This is a genomic window from Pseudonocardia terrae, assembly GCF_021343995.1.
Lineage (GTDB): Bacteria > Actinomycetota > Actinomycetes > Mycobacteriales > Pseudonocardiaceae > Pseudonocardia > Pseudonocardia terrae.
The window spans coordinates 16,068-35,882 of record NZ_JAJTTE010000019.1 but is presented as its reverse complement, the minus strand read 5'-3'; the positions used below and the strand labels follow the sequence as shown (position 1 = coordinate 35,882).

20 protein-coding genes are annotated in these 19,815 nt (G+C 74.1%); 11 read left to right on the top strand and 9 right to left on the bottom strand.

Features of this window, described 5'->3' with window-relative positions:
* Positions 1–6: 6 nt before the first annotated feature.
* Positions 7–1,458 carry a trimethylamine methyltransferase family protein gene (locus LWC33_RS14785; RefSeq protein ID WP_233304953.1) on the bottom strand — a complete coding sequence of 484 codons (1,452 nt, stop codon included), beginning with the start codon at positions 1,456–1,458 and terminating at the stop codon, positions 7–9.
* A gap of 96 nt (positions 1,459–1,554) precedes the next feature.
* On the opposite strand from LWC33_RS14785, the gene LWC33_RS14780 reads away from it, so the two are divergent.
* From LWC33_RS14780 to LWC33_RS14760, 5 genes are read left to right on the top strand one after another with little or no spacing between them, the layout of a single operon-like run.
* On the top strand, positions 1,555–2,325 hold the full coding sequence (locus LWC33_RS14780; protein ID WP_233304952.1) for an IclR family transcriptional regulator: 771 nt from the start codon (positions 1,555–1,557) through the stop codon (positions 2,323–2,325).
* The gene (locus LWC33_RS14775) at positions 2,325–2,990 is read left to right on the top strand and encodes a cobalamin B12-binding domain-containing protein (RefSeq protein ID WP_233304951.1); all 666 of its coding nucleotides are present in this window, start codon (positions 2,325–2,327) and stop codon (positions 2,988–2,990) included. The genes LWC33_RS14780 and LWC33_RS14775 overlap by 1 nt, the downstream gene beginning before the upstream one ends.
* Complete coding sequence (locus LWC33_RS14770) at positions 2,990–3,856, top strand: dihydropteroate synthase (RefSeq protein WP_233304950.1); 867 nt, start codon at positions 2,990–2,992, stop codon at positions 3,854–3,856. The genes LWC33_RS14775 and LWC33_RS14770 overlap by 1 nt, the downstream gene beginning before the upstream one ends.
* A gap of 2 nt (positions 3,857–3,858) precedes the next feature.
* Entirely contained in the window at positions 3,859–5,754 is a 1,896-nt protein-coding gene (locus tag LWC33_RS14765; RefSeq protein ID WP_233304949.1) for an ASKHA domain-containing protein, read from the top strand.
* 13 nt (positions 5,755–5,767) lie between these two features.
* Positions 5,768–6,415: a DUF1638 domain-containing protein gene (locus LWC33_RS14760; protein WP_233304948.1), complete on the top strand. Its 648-nt coding sequence runs from the start codon at positions 5,768–5,770 to the stop codon at positions 6,413–6,415.
* 1 nt (position 6,416) lies between these two features.
* Here LWC33_RS14760 and LWC33_RS14755 read toward each other — a convergent pair whose 3' ends face one another.
* Positions 6,417–6,710, bottom strand: coding sequence for a hypothetical protein (locus LWC33_RS14755; protein WP_233304947.1), 294 nt, complete (start codon positions 6,708–6,710; stop codon positions 6,417–6,419).
* Between the two features lie 121 nt (positions 6,711–6,831).
* Between LWC33_RS14755 and LWC33_RS14750 the strand changes: the two genes are divergently transcribed.
* Genes LWC33_RS14750 through LWC33_RS14730 form a run of 5 tightly spaced genes read left to right on the top strand, consistent with a single transcriptional unit; the run spans position 6,832 to position 10,673 of the window.
* The gene (locus tag LWC33_RS14750) at positions 6,832–8,238 is read left to right on the top strand and encodes a YlbE family protein (RefSeq protein WP_233304946.1); all 1,407 of its coding nucleotides are present in this window, start codon (positions 6,832–6,834) and stop codon (positions 8,236–8,238) included.
* 5 nt (positions 8,239–8,243) lie between these two features.
* The gene (locus LWC33_RS14745; RefSeq protein WP_233304945.1) at positions 8,244–8,978 is read left to right on the top strand and encodes an oxamate carbamoyltransferase subunit AllH family protein; all 735 of its coding nucleotides are present in this window, start codon (positions 8,244–8,246) and stop codon (positions 8,976–8,978) included.
* Between the two features lie 26 nt (positions 8,979–9,004).
* Positions 9,005–9,673 (top strand): nitrile hydratase subunit beta, encoded by a 669-nt coding sequence (nthB, locus tag LWC33_RS14740; RefSeq protein ID WP_233304944.1) that lies wholly within the window; start codon positions 9,005–9,007, stop codon positions 9,671–9,673.
* Positions 9,670–10,284 (top strand): nitrile hydratase subunit alpha, encoded by a 615-nt coding sequence (gene nthA, locus LWC33_RS14735; protein WP_233304943.1) that lies wholly within the window; start codon positions 9,670–9,672, stop codon positions 10,282–10,284. Before nthB ends, nthA begins: the two co-directional genes overlap by 4 nt.
* Entirely contained in the window at positions 10,281–10,673 is a 393-nt protein-coding gene (locus LWC33_RS14730) for a nitrile hydratase accessory protein (protein ID WP_233304942.1), read from the top strand. Before nthA ends, LWC33_RS14730 begins: the two co-directional genes overlap by 4 nt.
* Positions 10,674–10,753: 80 nt before the next feature.
* Here the strand turns inward: LWC33_RS14730 and LWC33_RS14725 are convergent, their stop codons facing one another.
* From LWC33_RS14725 to LWC33_RS14715, 3 genes are read right to left on the bottom strand one after another with little or no spacing between them, the layout of a single operon-like run.
* Complete coding sequence (locus LWC33_RS14725; RefSeq protein WP_233304941.1) at positions 10,754–11,914, bottom strand: MSMEG_0565 family glycosyltransferase; 1,161 nt, start codon at positions 11,912–11,914, stop codon at positions 10,754–10,756.
* Positions 11,911–13,443 (bottom strand): AllF/FdrA family protein, encoded by a 1,533-nt coding sequence (locus tag LWC33_RS36010; protein ID WP_233304940.1) that lies wholly within the window; start codon positions 13,441–13,443, stop codon positions 11,911–11,913. The genes LWC33_RS14725 and LWC33_RS36010 overlap by 4 nt, the downstream gene beginning before the upstream one ends.
* The gene (locus LWC33_RS14715) at positions 13,440–14,414 is read right to left on the bottom strand and encodes a carbamate kinase (protein ID WP_233304939.1); all 975 of its coding nucleotides are present in this window, start codon (positions 14,412–14,414) and stop codon (positions 13,440–13,442) included. The genes LWC33_RS36010 and LWC33_RS14715 overlap by 4 nt, the downstream gene beginning before the upstream one ends.
* A gap of 109 nt (positions 14,415–14,523) precedes the next feature.
* Here LWC33_RS14715 and LWC33_RS14710 point away from each other — a divergent pair, with 109 nt between their 5' ends.
* Positions 14,524–17,700 carry an ATP-binding protein gene (locus LWC33_RS14710; protein WP_233304938.1) on the top strand — a complete coding sequence of 1,059 codons (3,177 nt, stop codon included), beginning with the start codon at positions 14,524–14,526 and terminating at the stop codon, positions 17,698–17,700.
* Positions 17,701–17,711: 11 nt separating this feature from the next.
* On the opposite strand, the gene LWC33_RS14705 is transcribed toward LWC33_RS14710, so the two are convergent.
* From LWC33_RS14705 to LWC33_RS14690, 4 genes are all read right to left on the bottom strand, one after another.
* A complete protein-coding gene (locus tag LWC33_RS14705; RefSeq protein WP_233304937.1) occupies positions 17,712–18,236 on the bottom strand; it encodes an MSMEG_0567/Sll0786 family nitrogen starvation N-acetyltransferase in 525 nt (174 codons plus the stop codon).
* Position 18,237: 1 nt separating this feature from the next.
* Complete coding sequence (locus LWC33_RS14700) at positions 18,238–18,939, bottom strand: hypothetical protein (protein WP_233304936.1); 702 nt, start codon at positions 18,937–18,939, stop codon at positions 18,238–18,240.
* A 79-nt stretch (positions 18,940–19,018) separates the two neighbouring features.
* Positions 19,019–19,504: an MSMEG_0572/Sll0783 family nitrogen starvation response protein gene (locus LWC33_RS14695; RefSeq protein WP_233304935.1), complete on the bottom strand. Its 486-nt coding sequence runs from the start codon at positions 19,502–19,504 to the stop codon at positions 19,019–19,021.
* Between the two features lie 38 nt (positions 19,505–19,542).
* Positions 19,543–19,815 carry a hypothetical protein gene (locus LWC33_RS14690; RefSeq protein WP_233304934.1) on the bottom strand — a complete coding sequence of 91 codons (273 nt, stop codon included), beginning with the start codon at positions 19,813–19,815 and terminating at the stop codon, positions 19,543–19,545.

Below are 19,815 nucleotides of genomic sequence, written 5' to 3'. Positions count from 1 at the left end.
GTCCTCCTAGTCGCCCAGCTCGCGGCGGCGCCGGGTCACGTACTCGGTGAGCTCCTCGCGGACCGCGTCGTCGAGCGGCGGGGGCTCGTACTCCTCGAGCGTCCTGTGCGCGACGTCCCGTGCCCGTGCGGCGGCGTCCTTCGCGCCGCTGCGCATCCAGCGCTCGTAGTTCTCCGAGCTGCTGAGGAAGGGCCGGTAGAAGCAGGTGCGGAACCGTTCCATGGTGTGGGCCGCCCCGAGGAAGTGGCCGCCGTGGCGGACCTCGTCGTGCGCGTCGAACGCCAGCGACGCCTCGTCGATCTCCAGCGGCGTGAACTCGTGCTGCAGCATCTCCAGCACCTGCACGTCGAGCACGAACTTCTCGTAGCTCGTGACGAGCCCGGACTCCAGCCAGCCCGCCGCGTGCATCACCCAGTTGATGCCCGCGAGGAAGGTCGGGAGCATGGTCATCAACGACTCGTACCCGGCCTGGGCGTCGGGGGTCTGACTCGCGGTGAGGCCGCCGCCCGAGCGCACCGGGAGCCCGAAGTGGCGCGCGATCTGCCCGGTGCACAGCAGCCCGATCGCGGACTCCGGCGTGCCGAAGCAGGGCGAGCCGGACTGCATGTCGATGTTGGAGAGGAACGACCCGAAGATCACCGGGCTGCCGGGCCGGATCAGCTGGGAGAGCGCGACGCCGGTGAGCGCCTCGGCGATCTGCTGGACCAGGGTCGCCGGGATCGAGACCGGCGACATCGCCCCCATCAGCAGGAACGGGGTGAGCACGACGGCCTGGTTGGCCTCGCTGTAGGCGAACTGGGCCTCCAGCATGCGCTCGTCCCAGCGCAGCGGCGAGTTGCAGTTGATGATCGAGATCGTGGCGGGGGTCGCCTCGATCTTGTCCCGGCCGCCGAAGAGGATCTCGGTCATGGCGAGCGTGTCGGCGGCGTTGACCCCGGACACCACGTTCCCCATGTAGATCTTGTCCGTGAGCGTCTGCAGCGCGTGGGTCATGTCCAGGTGCCGCGAGTCCAGCGGCGCGTCCTCCGGCTCGCAGATCACCCCGCCGGCCGAGTCGAGGGCGCTGAAGCTCTGGGCGAGGCGGGTGAGGTTGCGGAAGTCGTCCATCTTGGCGTCCCGGCGCACCTCGCCCTCGCGCACGAACGGCGCACCGTAGACGGCCCCGAACACCATGGAGTCGTCGCCGATGTGCACGGTGTTGGCCGGGTTGCGGGCCTGCACGTCGAACGACCGCGGCGCCTTGGCGACCTGCTCGAGCACGAAGTCGGGATCGAACCGGACGATCCCGTGTCCGTCCGACTCCTCGACCTTCTGCCCGGCCTGGCGGAACAGCTCGAGGGCCCGCGCCGACCCGAACTCCACCCCGATCTCGGACACCAGCCGGCGCCAGCCGGTATCGAGGGTGTCCATCGCGTCGGGGGAGAGGATCTCGTAGCGGGGCATCGCGTTGCGGAACATGTGCTTCTCCGCTCTTGACGGGCTGGGAGACCGGCGTCACAGTAGCCGCCAACGTGGGAACTCGGGTTCCATAATGTGAAACTTTGGACGGCACTCATGGCGGCGCAGACGGGCAGTCAGGCGGTCGAACGCGCAAGCGCTCTGCTCGGTCTCATCGTCGAGTCCGGGGCGCCGCGCACCTTCAGCTCGCTGGTGGACGAGCTCGGCCTGGCGAAGTCCACCACCTCCCGGCTGCTGCAAGCGCTCGAGCGCAGCCGGCTGGTGTACCGCGACCGGGCCGGCGCGTTCCGCCCGGGCGCGCTGTTCTCGCTGCACGCCGCCCGGCCGAGCGCGCTGCACGATCTCTCCGAGCTCGCCCGCCCCACGATGGAGCACCTGTCCGTGCTCTCCCGGGAGACGGTGAACCTCGCCGTGCCGCGCGGTGGTCAGCTGGTCTCGATCGACCAGGTCGACAGCCGCTACCTGGTCGGGGCCACGAACTGGGTCGGCGTCGACGTGCCCGCCCACTGCACCGCCTCGGGCAAGGTCCTCTACGCATACGGTGCGCTCCCGCTGCCGACCGGCCAGCTGGAGCGGCGCACCGCGCACTCGCCGGTCGACCGTGCGCAGCTCGAGCACGCCCTCGTCGAGGTGCGTCGCCGGGGCTGGGCCGCCTCGCTGGACGAGCTGGAGCTCGGGCTCACCGCGGTCGCCGCTCCGGTGCGGGCCGTCGACGGCTCGGTCGTCGCCGCCGTCTCGGTCTCCGGGCCCACGAGCCGGATCAACGACAACGGCATCACCAAGCTCGGTGACGCGATCGTCGCCGAGCTGCGCGGGCTGTCCGCGCTGCTGGGGCACCAACCAGGACGGAAGGAAGGCTTCGCCTGATGGATCACGACGAGATCCTGCGTGGGCTCTACGACGAGACGCTCGTCGGCAACAAGCCACGCGTGCTCGAGCTGACGCACGCGGGGCTCGACGCCCGCCTCACCCCCGAGTCGATGCTGTTCGACGCCTTGATCCCCGCGCTGGAGGAGGTCGGCGCGCGGTTCGAGCGCGGTGACTTCTTCGTCCCCGAGATGCTGGTGGCGGGCAAGGCGATGAGCGGTGCGCTGGACATCCTGCGGCCGCTGCTCGCCGAGACCGGTGCGCAGACCGTCGGCACCTTCCTGATGAGCACCGTCAAGGGCGATGTCCACGACATCGGCAAGAACCTCGTGAACATCATGTTGGAGGGCGCGGGCTTCCACGTGATCGACCTCGGCGTGCAGGTGTCGCCGGAGAAGGTGATCGCCGGGATCCACGAGCACAACCCCGACATCGTCGGCTTCTCCGCGTTCCTCACCACGACCATGCCGATGTTCAAGGCCAACATCAACGCGCTGCAGAAGGCCGGCCTGCGCGACCGGGTGATCGTGATGGTCGGCGGCGCGCCGGTCACCCAGGAGTACGCCGACGCCGTCGGGGCCGACGGTTACGCCGCCGACGCCGCCACCGCCGTCCGCAAGGCCAAGGAACTGCTCGCCGCCCGTCGTGCCGCCGTGGGGGTCTGATGCACACCGTTCTGCGCTCGGCGACCCGTGAGGTCGTCATCGGTCCGGACCGACCGTTCTGCCTCATCGGTGAGCGGATCAACCCGACCGGCCGCAAGATCTTCGCCGAGCAGCTGCGCCGGGGCGATCTCTCGCGCATCGAGGTCGACGTCGCGCAGCAGGTCGCCGGCGACGCGACGATGCTGGACGTCAACATGGGCGTCCCGCTCGCCGACGAGGCCGAGCTGCTGGCCAAGGCCGTCACGATGGTGCAGGGGCTCACCGACTTACCGCTGGTCATCGACTCGTCCGTGGTCGAGGCGCTCGAGGCGGGGCTCGCGGCCTACGACGGCAAGGCGCTGGTGAACTCCGTGACGGGCGAACGGGAGCGGCTGGACGCGATCCTGCCGATCGTGGCCCGGCACGGGGCGGCGGTGATCGCGCTCCCCAACGAGGAGGACGAGATCCCCGACGAGCCGGAGCGCCGGCTGGAGATCACCCGCAAGATCCTCGACATCGCCGTCGGCGAGTACGGCATCCCGGTCGAGGACATCGTCGTCGACCCGCTGGCCATGCCGGTGGGGGCGGACACGACGTTGGTCCGCACGACGCTGCGGACGATCGAGCTGATCTCCGACGAGCTCGGCCTGAACATGACCCTCGGCGCCTCCAACGTCTCCTTCGGGATGCCCGGGCGCCCCGCGCTGGGCGCGACGTTCCTGCCGATGGCCATGTCCTGCGGGCTGACCAGCGCGATCATGGACGTGCGGGCACCTCAGATCGTCGAGGCGGTCAAGGCCGCGGACCTGTTGCTCGGCAACGACGACTGGGGCGCGGCCTGGATCGCGCGGGCGCGCGCGGCGGCCGCGGCGGGGAAGACGGCCTGACCGTGACCGCCCTCCCCGAGCCGCCCACGCCGGACCGGGTCCGCATCCGGTTCGACCCGGACGGGGCCCGCCCTCGCGAGGTGCGGGTCCCCGCCGGGGCGACGCTGTTCGACGCGGCCAGCTGGAACGGCATCGCCGTCGACTCCACCTGCGGAGGCCACGGCACGTGCCGTAAGTGCCGGATGCGGGTCGTCGAGGGCGACGTCACGGTGTCCCGGCTGGATCCGCGCGCGTTCGGCCCGGAGGAGCTCCGCGCGGGCTGGCGCCTGGCCTGCCGCGCCCGGGCCGAGCAGGACCTGCGGGTGGAGGTGCCGCCGCTGGTCACCCGGCCGAAGGCGGCCACCGTCGGCGTCGGGCGCCAGGTGATCCTTCGCCCCGCCCTGCAGAAGCGCTGCCTGACGCTGCCCGAGCCGACCCTCGCCGACCAGCGGACCGACCTCGAGCGTCTGCGCGACGCGCTTCCCGACCTCGAGCTCCGGGTGGACCTGCCGGCGATCCGGGGCCTGGCCCGGGCGTTGCGCACCACCGACCACACTGCCGACCACGGTGCGGACCACACGGTCACCGCGGTCGTCGTGGACGACGTGCTCGTCGACGTCGAGCCAGGGGACACGACCGGGCGGCTCTTCGGCATCGCCTTCGACCTCGGCACGACGACCGTCGTGGCGACGCTGCTCGACCTCGCCACCGGGACGCCGGTCGCCGTCGCGTCGCGGCTCAACCCCCAGCAGTCCCACGGGGCCGACGTGATCACCCGGATCAGCGCGACGATGACCGACCCCACGGCACTGGAGAGGCTCACCGCGCTGGCCCACCAGGGGCTCGACCAGCTCGCGGGCGAGGTCTGCGCCGACGGCGGCGTCGAGCGCCACGAGGTCTACGAGATCGCGGTGGCGGGCAACGCCACCATGACCCACCTCGCGCTGGGGCTGGACCCCGAGCCGCTGGGGGTCGCCCCGTTCGTGATGGCCTCGCGCTCGTTCGACGACCTCACGGCCGCCGACCTCGGGGTGCGGGTGCACGCGCGGGCCAGGGCCTACGTGTTCCCGGCGCTCGGCGCGTACGTCGGCGGCGACATCGTCGCGGGGGCACTCGCCTCCGGGATGGACCGCGACCGCCGCATCCGACTCTTCATCGACATCGGCACGAACTGCGAGATCCTGCTCGCGACCGGCGACCGGCTGCTCGCCACGGCCGCGCCCGCCGGGCCGGCGTTCGAGGGCGCGGCCATCCGCTGCGGGATGCGGGCCGCGCCCGGCGCGGTCGAGGGCGTGAAGATCAGCGACGACGACGTCGTGCTGCAGGTCATCGGGGACGTCGAGCCGGTCGGGCTGGCCGGGTCCGGCCTCGTCGACGCCGTGGCGGCCATGGTGGCGGCCGGGCTCGTCGACGCCTCCGGGCGCCTGGTCGCGCCGGACGCGCCGGGCGTCCCGCCCGGGCTGGCCACGCGGCTGCGGCAGGTCGGCCAGGAGCGGGTCTTCGTCCTGCACTTCCGGGACGACGACCCGGACGGTGATCCTGCCGAGGCGCTGTACCTGTCCCAGCGCGACATCCGCGAGCTGCAGTTCGCCAAGGCGGCGATCTCCACGGGCTGGCAGCTGCTGCTGGAGGAGCAGGGGCTGACCGCCACCGACGTCACCCAGGTGCTGCTGGCCGGATCCTTCGGCAGCTACCTCGGCCCGTCCGCCGCGGTGCGGATCGGGCTGGTGCCCGAGGTCGCGCTGCTGCGCATCGTGAGCGCGGGCAACGTCGCGGGGGAGGGGGCCAAGATGGCGCTGCTGTCGGTGCGCGAGCGGGCGGCGGCGCAGGCACTGCTGGAGGAGGTGCACTACGTCGAGCTCTCCGACCGCGCCGACTTCAACGACCGGTTCGTCGAACGCCTCGCCTTCCCGGTCTGAGGGTGGCGCCGTCGTGAACCTGGCCGCCGTGAACCGGGCCGTCGTGAACCGGTCCGTTGTGGGCCGTCCCGTCGTGGATCGGGTCGCGGTGGTCGCCTGCGGGGCGATCGCCCGGCACGTCGCCGACGTCGCGGGACGTCGCGGCTGGCCCGTCGACGTCGTCCCGGTTCCTCCGTTGCTGCACAACCGGCCCGAGCGGATCGCCGCCGCGGTCGAGCGTGAGGTGTCGCGGCTGCGGCCGCGCTACGCGCGGGTCGCCGTCGGGTACGCGGACTGCGGCACCTACGGCGCGCTCGACGACCTGTGCGCCCGGCTCGGCGTGCGCCGGTTGCCGGGCACCGACTGCTACTCGGTCTTCGCCGGCGCCGCGCGGATGCGTGCGGTGCTCGAGGCGGAACCCGGCACGTACGTGGTGACCGACTACCTCGTGGCGTCCTTCCACCGCTCGGTCGTCGTCGAGCTCGGCCTGGACCGGTACCCGGAGCTGCGCGACGACTACTTCGGCCACTACCGGCGCGTCGTCTGGCTCGCGCAGCACCCGACCGCGAACCTCCGCGCGGCGGCGCAACGTGCGGCCGGCGTCCTCGGTCTGCCGTTGGAGGAGGTCGTGGTCGGCGACCTCCTCCTCGAACGCGCGGTCGGGGAGCTGGTGCACGCCTGAATCACGGTGTCGCGCAGGCTCGTTCGGCACCCGACGACGGCCGCACCGCGGCGGCCATCCGATGGACGGCTTCGGTGATCAGGTCGGGCGAGGTGGCGAGATCGAGGCGGGGGTGGCCGGCGCCGCCGGGGGCGAAGGTCGGGCCGGAGTTGACGGCGACGCGCCCGCGGTCGAGGAAGGTGGCGGCAGGGTCGTCGCCGAGGCCGAGATCCCGGCACGGGTCCCGGCAGTCGAGCCAGGCGAGGTAGGTCGCCTCGGACGCGGGTCGGCACGACCACGACACCGGATCGGCCACGAGCCCTCACACAGGATCACGGCCCGGCGGGCCCCGAGCCCCGCGGCAGGGACTCGTTTCCGATGAGCGTCTCCTATAGTGTATTGCTTCCTACTATAAGAAGCGCAGACCGGAGGCGACGATGCCCCGTGTGGCACTCCCCGAGCAGGTCGAGGTCGTCACCGTCGGCCTGCCCATGTTCGCCGAGGCGATCCGCGAGCAAGGGGGTTCTGTCCAGCAGGTCGACTGGCGGATCCCCGCCGGGGGCGACCCCGCTGCCGTCCGCCTGCTGACGGCACTGTTCGGACGGCACGCCGCGGTGGTCGACGAGGCGAACCGGGAGGTCGTGCGGCGGCTGGACGAGGGCGTGCCACAGCTCGTCGCGATGGGACGGATCGCCGACGTCCCGGGCTACACGGGCCGCACGCTGCTGCACTGCGGGCCCCCGATCGACTACGCGGAGGCCTGCGACCCGCTGCGCCGGTCGATGCGGGCCGCGGTGGTCGCGGAGGGTTGGGCCGTCGACGTCGCGGAGGCCGATGGGCTGCTCGCGCGGGGTGACGTCGCGCTCGACGCCGCGAACCACCACGACACCGTGGTCCCGATGGCGAGCGCGGTCGGACCGTCCCAGCCGGTGTTCGTCGTGGAGAACCGCGAGGGCGGGACGCGCGCCTACGCACCGGTCAACCAAGGACCCGGGGAGGTCGCCTGGTTCGGCCGGGAGACGGACGCGGCGATCGCCCGGCTCCGCTTCCTCGCCGACGTCGCGGGGGACGCCCTGGCGCACGTGCTCGCGGGATCCGGGCCGATCGACCTGCTGGCCCTCGCCGCCCAGGGCATCACGATGGGCGACGACCTCCACATGCGCACGCAGGCCGCGACGAACCTGCTGACCCGGGCCGTCCTGCCGCACCTCGCGTCGCTTCCCGAGGCGGCACGCGGGCCCTTCGCGTCGTACCTGGCCGGCAACCACCTGTTCTTCCTCAACGCCGCGATGGCCGCCGCCAAGTCGCTGCAGCTGTGGGCGGAGCAGGTGCCGTACTCCAGCATCGTCACCACGATGTCCCGCAACGGGACGACGTTCGGGATCAAGCTGGCCGGGAGCCCCGACTGGCACCTCTGCGAGGCGCCACCCGTGGGCGACGCGCTCTACTACTCCGGCTTCGGCCCGGAGACCGCCGCCCGCGACGTCGGGGACAGCGCGGTCCTGGAACTGACCGGCATGGGTGGTCCCGCGGCGGGCGGTTCGGCAGCGGTGGCGGCCTTCCTCGGCGGCACGATGGCGGGCGCCGCGGAGGCCACCCGCTCGTTCCGGGCGATCTGTGCCGGGACGAGCTCGCGGTTCACCCTCCCGCCGCTGGAGTTCGAGGGCACCCCGCTCGGGATCGACGTGCGGAAGGTGGTCGAGACCGGCATCACCCCCAAGGTGACGACGGGCATCCTCCACGCCGCCGCGGGAACCGGGCAGGTCGGGGCCGGGGTGGCGACCGCACCCCTGGAGTGCTTCGCGGCGGCGCTGCGCGCCCTCGGGGAACGCCTCGGGAGCTGAGCCCGATGAGCCCTTCCGCGTTCCGGACGGTCGACATCGGCCGCGGGGCGCGGTCATTGCTGGGGCGCGCGGGCGTCGCGAGGGTGCACTCGGTCCATCGCAAGGCGTTCTACCTCGCGATCGACGGTGGACTCGTCGCGGTGACGGACCCATCGGCCCCTCCCGGCCCGCTGCACCTGCGCTGCGCCCCACGCCTCCCGCCCGTGTCACCCGGGCAGGCGGTGGCGGTCGACGGCGGAGCGGTGCGGGGCGCGGGATGGACCTTGGGCCTGGATGCACCCACCCGGTCCGCATTGCTCCCTCCGCCCGGGCTCCTGTCGGACGCCGTCGGCCCCGCCGACGTCCGGGAGGTCGCGGCGCTGATCGGCGGCCGCGGTCCAGGGCTCACACCCGCGGGCGACGACGTCCTCGCGGGACTCCTCCTCGTGGCGCGGGCTCGGGGCGGACCTGCGGTGGAGGACGAGCTCCTGGCCTGCGTCGCCGCCGTCGCCACGACGACCCTCGCCGCCGCGTTCCTGGGCTGGGCCGCCCGGGGCGAGTCGATCGCCCCGGCGCACGAGGCCCTCGGGCACCTGGTGGGTCATCACGAGGACCCGGGGAGCGCGGCCCGGCTCGCCGCGACGGGGGCCTCGTCGGGCGAGGCGCTCCTGCTCGGGCTGCGGCTCGGTGTCCGGGGCAGTCGCCTTCGGCCGGGCGGTGTCCTGGACCACAGTCTGTTCACTATAGTAGAAGTCGGCTAGAGCATCCGACATGTGGAGGTGGTCAGGTGGGCGGCATCGCCGACCTCGGAGGTCAGGAGGGCTGGGGCGCGGCGGCCCCGCCGCCGGCGGACGAACCGGTCTTCGCCGAGCCGTGGGAAGGCCGCGCCTTCGCCCTCACCGCGTTCACCATGGGCCGGATCTCGGGGCGCAACCTCGACGCGTTCCGACACAGCCTCGACCGGCTCGGGCCCGCCGCCTACTTCGACGACGGCTACTACGGGCGCTGGCTCAACGCCGCCGAGCTGATGCTCACCGAGAGCGGCATCCTCGCGGAGGGCGCGGTCAACGCCCGCGCCAGGCGACTGCGGGGGGAGGAGACGGAGGAGCCACCGGCGCCCGAGCCGTCCAAACCCGACTACGCACCCACGGCGGCGGGATCGCTCCGCGAGGTGGAGGACGCGCCGCGCTTCGGCGTCGGGGACCGCGTGCGTGCCGTGGCCGCGGCCGGGCCGGAGTTCACGAGGCTGCCGGACTACGCGTGCGGCCGCACCGGCACGGTGGAGATGGTGCAGCCCGGCCATCTCCTGCCGGACACCCACGCCCTGTTCCGGGGCGAGAACCCCCAGCACGTCTACTCGGTCCGGTTCGACTCCCGCGAGCTGTGGGGGCCCGAGGCCGAACCCTTCCAGCTCACCATCGAGATGTACGACAGCTACCTGGAGCCCGCCTCATGACCACCCAGTACGACCCGGCCGATCTCGGCACCGAGCGGCTGTCCCCGGCCCTGCGCACCGAGGCCCTCGAACAGCTGCTCACCGAGCGGGGCCTGGTGCAGACCGACGTGATCGACGGCTTCGTCGCCAAGTACGAGTCCGATGTGGGCCCGCTCAACGGGGCCAGGGTCGTCGCGCGGGCCTGGGTGGACCCGGAGTACAAGGCACGGCTGCTGAAGAACGGCACCGAGGCGATCAAGGAGGTCGCCTGGGGCGGCGGGGCGAACGGCGAGCACATCGTGGTCGTCGAGAACACGCCCACCCGGCACAACGTCGTGGTGTGCACCCTGTGCTCCTGCTACCCGTGGCCCGTCCTCGGGCTCCCGCCCTCCTGGTACAAGGACCCCGTCTACCGGGCCCGGGTGGTCCGCGAGCCGCGCACGGTCCTCGCCGAGATGGGTCTCGAGCTCGACGACGACGTGGAGATCGTGGTCCGCGACTCCAGCAGCGAGGTGCGGTGGCTGGTCCTGCCCGAGCGGCCGGCCGGCACCGAGGGCCTCAGCGAGGAGGAGCTCGTGCCCCTGATCGGCCGTGACGCGCTGGTCGGCGTCGCGAAGGTGGCCGCCCCGTGAGCGCGGGTGCGCTCGCGCCGCTGGCGCTCGACGGGCCGGGGGCGCCGCCGCGGGCGAACGGCGAGCTCGTCTTCGCCGAGCCGTGGGAGTCACGGGCCTTCGGCATGGCCGTGGCGCTGCACGACGCGGGGGCCTTCGACTGGCCGGCCTTCCAGGCCGCGCTGATCGCCCGGATCGGGGCGTGGGAGGCGGACCGTTCCGGGGACGAGATCTGGAGCTACTACGTCCACTGGCTGGGGGCGCTCGAGGACGTGCTCGTCACCGACGGGACGCTGGGCAACCGCGACATCACCGAACGGGCCGGGTGGCTCGCCGCCCGGCCGGCGGGACACGACCACGACCGGGAGCACGGGCACGGTCACGGTCACGACGTTCCTGCCGATCACTGACGGGCGGACGCCCCCGCGCCGGCAGGACCGGGCGTCGGGGGCGTCCGGCGGCGGGCCCTCACGGTCCGGACCGGGCGGCGTCAAACCCGGCTGCCGACCCGGAGCTCGTCGTAGATCTCGAGATGCCGGGCGGCACTGGCCTCCCACGTGAAGCGCGGCAGGATCGCCGCGCCTGCCGCGGCGAGAGCCGACCGCAGCCGCGGTTCGTCGACGAGCCGCAGCATCGCGTCGGCGATCGCCCCGTGGTCCCCGACCGGGGGCAGGAGCGCGTCGACGCCGTCGGTGAGGTACTCGCGAAAGACGGGCAGATCCGAGGCGACGACCGGGAGCCCCGCCGCGAGGGCCTCCAGCACCGCGAGGCCCCAGCCCTCCTTGACCGAGGGGAAGCAGAGCGCGTCGGCGGTGTGGAACCAGCCGGCGAGCTCCTCCTCGCTCACCGTCCCGGCGAGCACCACGTCCTCGCCGAGCACGAGCCCGAGTTCGGGCAGCATCCCGAGCGCAGCCTCGCGGTAGGCCGCGTGGTCCTGGAAGGAGTGGCCGCCGACGACGACCAGGGACGCCACCGGCCCGCGCTCCCGTTTCACCTGTGCGAGCGCCCGGAACGCGTGGACGGTGCCCTTGCGCGGCTCGACACCGCCGACGCCGAGCAGGAGGAAGCGGCCGGCGGGTACCCGCGTCCGCAGGGCGGCCCTGAGCGAGCGGCCGGGCGCGGGCAGGCGGTCCGGGTCGACGCCGTTCGGGACCACGGTGGCCTCCCGGCCGTAGTCCGCCCGGAGGATGTCCCGCCACTGCTCACTGACGACCAGGACGACGTCGGGCTCGACGATGGCCGCGCGTTGGCAGTCCATCAACGTGCGGGTGCGGAAGTCGTCGACGTGATGGACGGTGCGGACGAGCGTGACGGGCGCACCCGCGTCCCGGACGCGTGCGGCGGCCCGGGCGGCGATGCAGTCCTGCGCGTGGACGACGTCGACCTGCCCGGCGAGCTCCGCCAGCCCGGCCTCGAGGGTGTCGATCGCGGCGAAGACACGGTCGTCGAGCGTGGTCCCGGCGTGGGTCGGAGCGGGCAGGATCGTGTGCGGCACCGGCGTCGGATGGAACAGCGGGACGTCCGGGTCGCCGAGCAGGACCAGCCGGACGTCCGCGCCCCGGCGGTGCAGGGCCTCGGCCAGGGACAGCGTGTGGACGACGCCGCCGCGCGGCTTCACGGAGTAGGACACGAGCGCGATCCGCGGGCTCACAGCGGCTTCTCCGCCAGCGAGGGGTCGCGCAGGGCGAGGGCGGCCGCCGCCAGGGAGGCCCGGGCGGCGGTCTCGGTGACCAGGCAGCCCGCGTCGGCGAACGCTCGGCGCTGCCGCTCGATCCCCTGCGGGTCCCGCTCGGTGCCGAGGACGTAGACGATCACCTTCGGACCGCCCGCGGCGGCGATCTCCGCGCAGACGGGACCGAGCTCGGCGGCGGGATCGGGGTGCGCCCCGTAGCCGAGGACGACGTCGAGCACGACGGCGGCCACCGCGGGATCCGCGGCCTGCTCGCGCAGCAGCTCGATACGGGCCTTCGGGTCGATCATGGGGTGCGGCCTGCCCTGCGTGTACTCCTCCTCGCCGAGGTCCAGGCACACGTGCGCCCCGGCCGGGGCCGGCAGTCCGAGGTCGGCCCGCAGCGGGGTGTTGGAGTGCACGTCGCCCAGGACGTCGGCGAGGATCACCAGGGACTCGAAGCAGAGCGTCCCTCCGGAGAACAGCCCGCGCACCAGCGTGCGCCCAGGTCCGAGGTCCGCGATCGCCTCGCGGACCCGGTCGGCCAGACCGGGCGCGACGTCGGGATCGGGGAGACCGCGAGCCCGGACCGCCGCCCGTGCGCCGGCCTCCAGCGTCCGCGTCACGGTCACGCCCTCGGGTGCGGCGAAGTCCTCCGGGACCCCGATGAGCGCGGCGACCACGGGCTTGCCGCCGGCGGCGCGCACGACCTCGTGCGCCACCGCGACGTCCGGCGGTTTCGAGACCAGCAGGACGAGCTCCGTCCCCGGGTCGGCGATCAGGCCGTCGAGCGCCGCCCGGGCCATCCGCCCGCCCACCCGGGCGCCGAGGTCCCGTCCACCCAGGCCGACCACATGGGACACCCCGGCGCCCCAGCGGTCGACGAGCGTCGCGGCCTCTTGCGCGCCCGTGCCCGCGGCGGCCACCACCGCGACGGCGCCGTCGGCCACGACGTTCGCGAACCCGAGGCAGGTGCGGCCCAGCATCGCCGTCCCGGCGCCGGGACCCATCACGAGGCGACCGAGCGCGGCCGCCCGGTCCTTCAGCTCGATCTCGTCCTCCACCGAGACGTTGTCGCTGAACAGCAGGACGTCGAGCCCCGCCGACAGCGCCTTGTGCGCCTCCAGCGCGGCGTACTCGCCCGGCACCGACACCACGGCGAGGTTCGTCCCGGGGGCGCGGCGCAGGGCGTCGTCGAGGGACCGGACGGGGACCTCGGCCTGCTCGGGACCGCCGCGGCGCTCGAACATCGCCCGCTCGCCGACGTCGACGGCCGCTCCGGCCGCCGCCCCGCTACCTGCGCGGACCGCGATCACGAGGTCGTTGGCGGTCGCCTGCGCCAGGTCGTCGCCGTCGAACCCCTCGGCGAGCAGGGTCGCGACGTTGGCGGGCGTGGCCATGACGGCGGTGGCCCACTCGACCTCGGGCGCGGCCCGCAGGGCGCGGGTGCCCGCGAGCTGGACGACCGAGTCGACGTAGGTGTCGCGGTGGATCCGGACGGACGTGGTCACGATGCTGCTCCGAGCGGGGAGGCGACGGGGAGGACGCGGGTGCCCTTCTCCTCGGCAGGGGCGCCGGGAACGAGCGTGGCCACGAGGTGCTCGGTGTCGGTGATGACCGCGGTGCCGCCCGTCGCGTCGACGAACCGGGTCGCGGCGCGGACCTTCGGGCCCATGCTGCCCTCCGGGAACTGGCCGTCGGCCGCGAGCGAGCGCAGCTCCGCGAGGCCCACGACGACGAGCGGACGTGCGTCGGGGGTCCCGAAGCCGACCATCACCCGGGGCACGGCGGTCACGAGCACCAGGGCGTCGGCGCCGAGCGAGGTGGCGAGGCGTTCCGCGGCGAGGTCCTTGTCGATCACCGCCTCGACCCCGCGGAGGGTGCGCCCCTCCCGCACCACCGGGATCCCGCCACCCCCGGCGGCGATCACCACGGACCCGCGGTCCACCAGGGACCGGATGTCGTCGAGCTCGACGATCTCGTGGGGTTCGGGGGAGGGGACCAGCCTGCGGAACCCCCGGCCGGAGTCCTCGCCGACGGTCCAGCCCCGCTCGCGGACGTGCCGCCCGGCGGTGTCCTCGTCGAAGAACGGACCGATCGGCTTGGTCGGGCGCCCGAACGCCGGATCGTCGGGCTCGACCCGGGTGTGGGTCACCACCGCGACGATCCCGGGGAGGTCCGGGCCACCGCACTCGCGCAGGGCGAGGGTCAGCAGGCAGCCGATCTGCCCCTCCGTCATCGCGTCGAGCCAGAACAGGGGGAGCTCCGGGACGCGGTCCGCGCCCTCCTCCTGCTGGATCGCCAGGTTCCCGATCTGCGGGCCGTTGCCGTGGACGACCACGACGTTCCACCCGGCGTCGCGCACGGCGCACAGCGCACCCGCCATCGCGCGGGCGTTCGCCACCTGCTCGGCGAACGTCCCGGCCTGGCCGCTGAGGGTGATCGCGTTGCCCCCCAAGGCCACCACGGCAGTCTTCGGCATAGCGTCGTTGCCTCCGGAACCTCGGCCGAACTTCATCATAGGTTACAGACGTTTACCATAGTAGGAGAACGGCTAGGCCTCGTCGCCGATCTCCGGGTAGGCTCATCGGGTGGTCCCGGTCCTCCGGATCTGCGTGCTCGGACCCTTCACCGTCGAGGGCGGGCTGAACGCACCCGTGCCGACGGGGAAGGCCGCGCGCGTCCTGGCCGTCCTCGCCCTCCGGGCGGGCGAGCTCGTCCCCCTCGACCAGCTCGTCGACGCGGTGTGGCCCGACGCGGACCCGCCGGACCGGGTCGACCGGAACGTCGCGGCGCTGGTCAGCAGGCTCCGGCGCGCGCTGGGCCGCGAGCGCATCGAGGGGTCGCCCGCCGGGTACCGGCTGACCGCGGAGTCGGTCGTGGTGGATCTGCACGAGGCCGTGGAGCTGGTGCAGCAGGCGGACACGGAGCTCGGGCGGGGCCGCTTCGCCCTGGCCGCGGCCGCGGGGGAGCAGGCCGTGAAGCTCCTGGCGGCCGACACGCCGTTGGCCGGCGACCGGGCGGACCGGTGGGTCCGGGCCCTGCGGGACCGGGTCTCGGCGCGGCTGCAGGAAGCCCGGCTCCTGTGGAGCAGGGCGGCGCTCGAGCTCGGTGCGTTCGACACCGCCGTCCAGGTCGGTTCCGCCGTGCTGCAGGGGGACCCGCTCGACGAGGAGGCCTGCCGGGTGGTGATGCTCGCCCACCAGCGCGCGGGCCGCCCGGGAGCAGCCCTGGTGATCTACCGCGCCCTCCGCGAGGCGCTCGCCGAGCACCTCGGCATCGACCCCTCGCCCGGCATCCAGGCGGTGCACCTGTCGGTGCTCCGCGCCGAGGCCGTCGGCGCCCGGTGGTCCGACCGCGACGGACCCACCGGCCGGGCCCTGGTGGGCCGCGACGCAGAGCTGCGCACCCTGCGGGAGCGGTGGGCGGCCGCGAGCGCGGGCTCTCCGTCCATGGTGGTCCTCACCGGCGAGGCCGGCCTCGGCAAGAGCTCGCTGGCCCGCGCGCTCCTGGCGGAGGCCGGCGACGCGGGGGCGACCGTCGTCCAGGTCGCCTGCTACGCGGCCGAGAAGTCCCTGTACCTCCAGCCCGTCGTCCAGCTCGTCGGGGCCCTCGTGCACCGGATGACCGCGACGGAGATCAGGGAGCTGGCGGGCGCGCGGCTCGGCACCCTCACCTCGCTGATCCCCGAGGTCGCGGACGTGGTCGGGGAGGCGCCGTACCAGCGGGCCGGTCCGGAGCTCGAGCACCTGCGCGGGCTCGACGCCCTCAGCGGGTTCCTCGTCCGGCTCGGGACGCGCCAGCCGCTGCTGCTGGCCGTGGAGGACGTGCAGCACGCGAGCGACTCCACGCTCCAGGCACTGCACGTCCTGACCCAGCACTGGCGGGGCAGCCGGATGATGGTCCTGCTCACCGAGGACACCACGGAGGACCCCGCGGTCACGGCCGCGTTGCGCGACGTCGCGTCCGTCGTCGAGCTGCGGCCGCTGAGCCGGACCGACGTCGCCGATCTCGTCGCGCAGTCCGGGCTGCCGTTCGACGCCGACCGCATCTGGTCGTGGACCGGAGGGTCGCCGCTCTTCGTGACCGAGGTGCTCCGGGCCCCCGCGGTCGGCGGGAGGACGGACGACCTCCCGATCCCGCACAGCCTCCACGACGCCGTCGCCGCACGCATCGAGCACGCGGGCACCGCCGTCGAGCGGCTGCTCGCCCTGGGGTCGATCTTCGGCACGGCGTTCGGCCTCGACGAGCTGGCCGCCCTGGCCGAGACCGACGTCGAGGCGTGCGCCGAGGCTGCGGCGCGGGCGATCCGGGCCGGTCTGCTCACCGAGCAGGGGGCGGACTTCCGCTTCGCGAACGACGTCGTGCGCCAGGTGGCGTACTCGTCGGTGGCGGAACCGGTGCGGATCAGCCGGCACCGCCGCGCCGCCCGGCTGCTGGAAACGAAGCCGGAGGCGGCGGCGGAGCAGCTCGCGGCCGCCGGCGACCACCGAGGGGCCGCCGAGGCCTGGACGGCCGCCGCCGAGGCCGCACACCTGGTGTTCGCGCAGTCCGACGCCGAACGGCTCCTCGACCGTGCCGTCGCCGCGGCGGCCGCGGGCGGCGACGACGCGCAGCTGTTCGCGGCGCACCTGCGCCGCGGGCAGGTCCGGTCCGACCTCGGCCGGTACGACGACGCCCGGGCCGACCACGAGACCGCACTCGGGCTCGCCCGTGACGTCGGGGACCTCGACCTGGAGGCCAAGGCCCTCGAACAGCTCGGGTGGGACGCCCTCTACGCCCGCGATGCGATGGGCGCCGTCGGCCTCGCCGAGCAGGCCACGCACCTCGCGGAGACGGCGGCGGCAGCCCCCGGCGCGCTGCCCAGCGCGAGCCTGCTCCTCGGCCGCGTCCGGCACTGGGACGGCGACTACGCGGGCGCCGAGGCGGCCTACGACCGCGTCCTGGCGGCGAACCCCGAGGACGCCGCCGCGGCCGTCGCGCTCGCCTACCGGGGTGCGCTGCTCGAGCACCAGGACAGGTTCGGCGAGGCCCAGGACGTCCTGGCGCGGGCCGCGATGCTGTGCCGCCGGACGGGGGAGTTCCGGCCGCTGCTGCAGACGCTGTTCTTCACCGCCCTCGCCCGTGGCAACTCCGGCGACTTCGCGGGCGCCCTGCGGGCCCTCGGGTCGGCACGCAGCCTGATCGACGCGGAGAAGCTGACCTTCTACCGCGCCGGCGTCGAGACCACGACGTCGTGGGTGTGGCAGGAGCTCGGGCAGGTCGAGCGGGCCCGGGACCACGCCGAGGCCGCCGTCGAGCTCGCCCGGCGCGGCGGGGGAGCGCTCGAGCTCGAGCAGGAGCTCCACGCCCTGCTCGCGATGGCGGACTGCGACCTGCTGCGCGGCCGGACGGACGACGCCGCAGCGCTCGTCGAGTCGGCCCGTCCGATGCTCGACGTGCCGCTCCCGTTCCGGCCGCGCGCGGTCATGCGCCTGCTCGAGATGCGGGCCCGGTGGGATCGCTCGGTGGCGGAGGAGCTGCTCGCGGAGGCACGCCGGTTCCAGTCGCCGAAGTACGAGGCGCTCGCCCTGCACCATCTCGACCGACCCGCCGAGGCGGCGCGGCTCGCGGTCACCACGGGCTCCGACCTCCTGATCGCGCAGCTCGGCGAACCGGGGCCGCGGGACGAGGCGCGCGCCCGCGTGGCCGGCCGGCTCCCGCCCGACCTGCGTGACGGTTTCGTCGAGCGCGGCCGCCTGGTCACACCCGACCGCCGCACCCGGTGAGCGACGCCGGCTCACGGGCCGAGCGCGATCTCCATCCGCACGTGCGGCACGCCCAGGTAGTCCACGGGGCCGCCGGTCGAGGTCCAGCCGAGGCGGTGGAAGAACACCTCGTTGGGCGCCTGCACGAGCGCACGCATCCGCTGTCCGCCCAGCGCACCCGCCGTCGACACGGCGAACCGGACCAGGGCCGCGCCGAGGTGCCCCGCCCGCCTGCCGGGCAGGACGGCGAGCCGGTCGCCCTTCCAGAGCCCGTCGCGAGGGTCCTTCTCGCGGCACGGGTAGAGGCGCACCGCGCCGGCCGCGACGCCGTCGACGAGCCCGAGCACGTGGACCACGTCCTCGCTCTCGTCGAGCGGGTCCCGGTCGGACCGGCGGAAGAGTCCCTGCTCCTGGACGAACACCGCCCGCCGGACCCGGTGGTGCAGGTCCCGGTCCGCGTCGGTGCGGGCGATGCGGCACGTCTCGCGGCGTGGTGCGGCGACGTCCGGCGCCGACCGCAGGACGGCTTCCCCGCTGCCCGGGTGTGTGATGCTCACGTCACTCCTGTCCGCGGCGCGGGCCGGAACCCGCCCGTTGCTCGATCTCGCTCCGCCGCTGCGCGAACTCGGTGAGCCAGGGCTCACGGCGCCCGAACGCGGCGCCCGACGGCGCGCCGCCGTCCGCGGGGATCACGTCCACGCGGAAGGGCGAGGTCGACCACGCGTCGATCGTCGCGCGCAGCTCGGTCCCGGAGGGCAGGTGCAGGTGGGAGCAGGCCGACGGCCCGCCGGTGCCGCCACCGGTGAGCTCCTCCACCCGGTCCGGGCCCTGCAGCACCGCCCAGCACCGACCGGCCTCGCGCGCGCGTCGGACGGCCTCGGCCCGGCAGCGGCGGACGTCCTCGGTGATCAGTACCCGCTCGCGCATCGCGCACGCGGTGGCGACCAGCAGGACGGGCGGGACACCGGGCCGCATCGGCACCCCGAGGTCGGCGAGGCATCGTTCCGGCTCGGCGAAGGCGGCCGCGAGCTCGGCGAGGCCCGCGGAACGGGCCGTGAACGCGGCGGCGACCGCGCCGATGGCCTCGACGGCGCCGGCGTAGCCGGCCGGGTCCGTCATCAGGGCGGGGAACAGCGTCTCCGCCACCGATCGCCACTGCATCCTGGCGCCGGCGAGATCCTTCTCGTCGAGGCCGGACGTGCCGTGGTCGCGCCGGAGGCCGGCGGGGGTTCCGTGCGAAGGTCCCGGGAAGGGGTCCATGTCGGCTCCTGTGCCTCGGGGCGGGAGGCCGGTGGGCGCGGCTCGGCTCTGCTCCGGGCGCGCGCCCACCGGTCGCACCTCACAACGTCCAGGTCTGCATCACCAGTGCGCCCTCGCGGCGGGCCGTGAGGGTGCAGTCGAGGACGTCGAGCGGGTGGATGGGCTGCACGCCCTCGATCACGTCGGTCTCCCGCATGCCGTAGAGCGCGGCCATGGCGAACCGGCAGGCCAGGACCTTGCCCCCCTCCTTCATGAAGGTCTGGAGCTGGTTGTTGTAGGCCATGTGCCCGGGGAACGCCTCGGCCCCCACCGTCGGGAAGCCGCGCGTCGCCGACGCCATCAGGACCCCGGGCCCGTAGAGCACGAGGTGGGTGTCGAACCCCTTCCGGTTGATGCGGGTGCAGGTCAGCATGTTGACCAGGCCCACGGAGCCCTCGTAGGGCACGGTGTGCATGAAGATGTAGGCCTTCTCGCCGGGCTCCGCCTGGATGTCGTCGAACATCTTCGACTCGTAGTCGACGATGGCGTCGCCCGCGTGTGCCCGCTCTCCGACAATCTCGGCCACTTCGCTCTCCTTCGTTCGTGTGCTGCTGTCGGTCGTGGTCAGACCGCCGGACCCTGGGCTCGCGGCGGGGGCGCCCACGTCCTGCGGTGGCTTCCGGGCATGGCGCGCATGATGCGGCTGCGCAGCGCCCACGGGAGCGCCGCGTAGGTGGGGGCGAAGACCTTCAGCCAGAAGATCTCCTTGGCGCCCCGGGGCGGGCGCGGGGCGGGCGCACCGGTCCGGCGGGCCAGGTCGCGGTGGGCGGCGACGAGCAGGTAGTGCTCCGAGTTGCTCCGCAGCCAGCCGAAGAACCCCGGAGAGGTCGCGGCCAT